Genomic DNA, 3,647 nt, shown 5'->3' with positions numbered 1-3,647 from the left:
CAACCCGACAAGGCGTTTGTATTCTTCGGGGTTGTCGGTGGGTAGCTGGGCATACGGTTTCATGGCTTTTTGGTGGGTCAGGATAAAGCTTGGTATTTTAACCTGTCAACGTTTATATAGTCAGCAATATTTAGGAAAGATGTCTAGTATAGCTGACCGGATTACCGTTGGCGTATGTGTAAACGTTAATACCGCCTTCCAACCCCATCAAATCGGGCTGCAAATAGCGCCCGGTACGCGGCGAAAAATAACGGGTATGGTTATAGTGCAAGCCGGATTCGGCATCGAAATACGGGCCGGGGAAACGCAGACTGAAGGTGACTTTTGTACCGTCGCCGTCGGGGTCTTCATTGGCCGGCACGTCGCCGTAAGGGGCGAACGGCCATTGCCAGACGGGGGGGGGTGCTGGTGTTACCGGACAGGCGGCGCAAATAGCGCGGGGTGTTGGCGAAATCGGTTTCGATCAAATACACCCCAGCAGTTCCCCCGACGTTTTTGGTCGATGACCGCCAAGGGGATGTCATCCAGCCACACATAGCTGCGCTGGCTATAGCTGGCGGAACAGCAGATGGCCGTTGTTGTCGTAAACGTAGCGGGTGGTGTCGCCCGTTTGGATCTTCACCGCCCGATGGCGGGCACCGTCATAAGCCTATTTGAGTAATCGGACTTCTTTCCGCGCTCGGCTTATGTATCATTGAATGGGCTTTGCTCGGGTTATTATATCGTCGAATGGACTGTCGAAAATGTCAGATGTGTTTTCCACAATCCTAAAACTCGCAGCTACAACCAAAAAACGGTTGCCGTTCGAAACCAGAACATGAATATATGACATCGGCACAGGATGATGAATTACTGTTTGCAAATACTGAAATTCTTCAACAGTAGGTTCAGTAATTTCCAAATTGTAAATGAATCTAGGTGCAGATAAATAGTCAACTCCCGAACAAATAATATCAATATTTGTCGCCTCATCTAAACTTCTTGGACTGCGAATCAGCAATGAACCATGACTGACATGGTATTCCCATAATTGAAAAGTCCTGCCCAAAAAAGTACGTTGAGTAAGTATTTGTGTATTCATTTGTGTATCCCTCATTTAAATGGATTGGGGACGGTTTTCCCATTTAGCCAAAATTGCAGGGTATCCCAAAATTGGGGGTTTTGTCTTATCATTAAAAGCTCCCAATCTGTAGCCCCTCCCCTACCTGACTATCGCATTAGCCAGTGATGGCGTCATAGGTGATACTGCCTATTCTTTCAAAATTCAAAATATTCGCATTTTTATTAAAATACGCCGTTTCTATGGTATTGCCGTCATTAATCGGACTAGAAAGCACATAGTCTTTATCAAACATCAATTTTACCCCAAAAGGAACGGCGGTATTTTGCATTCGAATAAATTCTATTGATCGGATGGTATGTGCCACGATGCCCACAAATAGATAAACATTAGTCACTTCATAATATTCCGTATCTAAAACTCTCGGCTTTGCAAATGCCTCGACAGCAGTAAACTTATCGTTTTCCCTATTCAAATCCGCTTCTTCGACACCTGTCATCCACTGCTCCATCCTAAAATAAAATGACGGCCAAGGTAAAATGACATCGGGAAGCATTTCATACTTAAGACACGGCATACACAAATTATTTGTGTCAGTAGACACAATACAAAGACAGTTGGGGTCTTGCGTAAAAACAAATCCCATTGATATGTCAATCGCTAAAGCACTATCTTCAGCAAAAGGCGGCCACACGACAAGAAACAACCTGCTGATTGTTTGATGTAAAAGCGTGTTAAATTCTTTCATATTAGTGTAGAGGCTTAGCCAGTTGATACCAATTATTCGATGTTTTTTCAATTACGGTAACAAACAACAAAATTGACCGGATTACCTTTGGCGTATATGCAAACGTTAATACCACCTTCCAACCTCATCAAATCGGGCTGCAAATACCGTCCGGTGCGCGGCGAAAAGTAACGGGTATGGTTGTAGTGCAAACCGGATTCGGCATCGAAATACTGGCCGGGGAAACGCAGGTTGAAGGTGACTTTTGTACCGTCGCCGTCGGGGTCTTCATTGGCCGGCACGTCGCCGTAAGGGGCGAACGGCCATTGCCAGACGGGGGCGCTGGTGTTGCCGGACAGGCGGCGCAAATAGCGCGGGGTGTTGGCGAAGTCGGTTTCGATCAAATACACCCCCAGCAGTTCCCCCGACGTTTTTTGGTCGATGCCCGCCAAAGGGATGTCATCCAGCCACACATAGCTGCGCTGGCTATAGCTGGCGGATGACCTTTCAAACAGCAAATGGCCTTTGTTGTCGTAAACGTAGCGGGTGGTGTCGCCCGTTTGGATCTTCACCGCCCTATGGCGGGCACCGTCATAAGCGTATCTGACGCTTGCACCGTTACGGGTATAACGCTTCATTTGCCGGGCGGCATCGTACTCATAAGTCGCCCCGCCTTGTCCGGTCACATAGCCGGATTTATCGTACACATAAGCGTCGTTAGAGCCTCCTAAGCCGCCGACAGACGGTACGGGAGAAATGGTTTCATTATTGACACGGTTAGTGTTAGCAACATAAGCCAATATGTCACTACGCGTTTGTGTTCCGAATATTATAATTCGTGAATCAACTCCGAAGTGCAATCGAAATTAAACGATAAAGCAGTTTGCCCACCCTACCAGTGCTGCACCGAGTATATCCACCATGCCAAGGTCATCCAGTACATAAACGGTCAATTTCTTCTTCAACAATCTTAACCACATTTATGTCATCATCAACATACTTTTCGAACCACCCATCAATCGTAACCATTGAGGCAGGCAACAATTCAATTTCTCCATACCTCAAAAAGCGGATAAACCAATTTTTAGGCACTTTTTTCCAATCAAACATAAATAGTGCGCTTGGAACAAGCCGAAGCTGCTTATCTCCTTTTATTGGGGCAATATATAGCCATGGTGTGCCATGCCGTGTTAAAGCACCCAGAACAAAATATTCATTACCTCGAATCAAATCAAACTCATAGCTAATAGGATGAACCATTTTTTTGTATTCACAAATGCCATCTAAATCATCAACTTCTGATAATGCAAGATAACGACACTGAGTTTTAATCATTGAATGCCTCCATTAGGATTACAGCAATTCTCATTATGGAAACAGTTTAAAATCAATAGTTTGTATATTTGACTTATTGGTTAAATTATGCATATAGGCTTATTTTTGGCCAAATCGGCAGTATTTGCGGTAATAAAGACAAAAATGAAAATATTTTATTTTTAATACATTGATTTAATTGAATGTTACATAATTATTGTTGCCGTTAGGATTACGTTCATAAAGACCAAGTCCTTCAATAGCTTGCTTTTTAAATCAGTAATTTCCAAATTGTAAATAATTCCAGGCGTAGATAAATATCTAACTCCTGAACAAATAATATCAATATTTGTCACCTCATCTAAACTTTTCGGACTGCGAATCAGCAATGAACCATAACTGACATGGTATTCCCATAAGGCTCAATATGGGTTTTGAGGTCTTTTGATAAAATGGTCGGATGGAAACTTCAATCATAACCATCAAACAACCAGTCAGCGAAGCCCAGTGTTACGCGACCATCCGCCAGTTACGTTGGGCAGACGG

Annotated in this window: 6 protein-coding genes and 1 pseudogene; 1 reads left to right on the top strand and 6 read right to left on the bottom strand. The window is 44.0% G+C overall.

The window, feature by feature from the left end; genetic code table 11:
* Positions 1 to 130: 130 nt before the first annotated feature.
* The 6 genes from AADEFJLK_RS19495 to AADEFJLK_RS19475 form a co-directional block, all read right to left on the bottom strand.
* A complete protein-coding gene (locus AADEFJLK_RS19495) occupies positions 131 to 361 on the bottom strand; it encodes an RHS repeat-associated core domain-containing protein (protein ID WP_249028090.1) in 231 nt (76 codons plus the stop codon).
* Entirely contained in the window at positions 348 to 524 is a 177-nt protein-coding gene (locus tag AADEFJLK_RS25690) for a hypothetical protein (protein WP_249028089.1), read from the bottom strand. The genes AADEFJLK_RS19495 and AADEFJLK_RS25690 overlap by 14 nt, the downstream gene beginning before the upstream one ends.
* A 167-nt stretch (positions 525 to 691) precedes the next feature.
* On the bottom strand, positions 692 to 1,081 hold the full coding sequence (locus tag AADEFJLK_RS19490; protein WP_146054672.1) for a hypothetical protein: 390 nt from the start codon (positions 1,079 to 1,081) through the stop codon (positions 692 to 694).
* 136 nt (positions 1,082 to 1,217) lie between these two features.
* Positions 1,218 to 1,808, bottom strand: a complete 591-nt coding sequence (locus tag AADEFJLK_RS19485) for a hypothetical protein (RefSeq protein WP_146054671.1) — start codon at positions 1,806 to 1,808, stop codon at positions 1,218 to 1,220.
* A gap of 47 nt (positions 1,809 to 1,855) precedes the next feature.
* Positions 1,856 to 2,587, bottom strand: coding sequence for an RHS repeat-associated core domain-containing protein (locus AADEFJLK_RS19480; protein ID WP_249028088.1), 732 nt, complete (start codon positions 2,585 to 2,587; stop codon positions 1,856 to 1,858).
* Between the two features lie 130 nt (positions 2,588 to 2,717).
* Positions 2,718 to 3,122, bottom strand: a complete 405-nt coding sequence (locus AADEFJLK_RS19475; RefSeq protein ID WP_103975446.1) for a hypothetical protein — start codon at positions 3,120 to 3,122, stop codon at positions 2,718 to 2,720.
* 439 nt (positions 3,123 to 3,561) lie between these two features.
* Between AADEFJLK_RS19475 and AADEFJLK_RS26120 the strand changes: the two are divergent.
* Positions 3,562 to 3,647, top strand: a pseudogene (locus AADEFJLK_RS26120) (transposase); the annotation flags it as partial.

Origin of the sequence: Methylovulum psychrotolerans, assembly GCF_002923755.1 — a bacterium.
Taxonomy (GTDB): Bacteria; Pseudomonadota; Gammaproteobacteria; order Methylococcales; family Methylomonadaceae; genus Methylovulum; species Methylovulum psychrotolerans.
This window is presented reverse-complemented; position numbering and strand designations above follow the sequence as displayed.

Bases quoted from the DNA above. Each gene is read 5' to 3' on its own strand.
- AADEFJLK_RS25690 (WP_249028089.1), bottom strand. From the start codon at position 524: ATGACATCCCCTTGGCGGTCATCGACCAAAAACGTCGGGGGAACTGCT.
- AADEFJLK_RS19490 (WP_146054672.1), bottom strand. From the start codon at position 1,081: ATGAATACACAAATACTTACTCAACGTACTTTTTTGGGCAGGACTTTT.
- AADEFJLK_RS19485 (WP_146054671.1), bottom strand. From the start codon at position 1,808: ATGAAAGAATTTAACACGCTTTTACATCAAACAATCAGCAGGTTGTTT.
- AADEFJLK_RS19475 (WP_103975446.1), bottom strand. From the start codon at position 3,122: ATGATTAAAACTCAGTGTCGTTATCTTGCATTATCAGAAGTTGATGAT.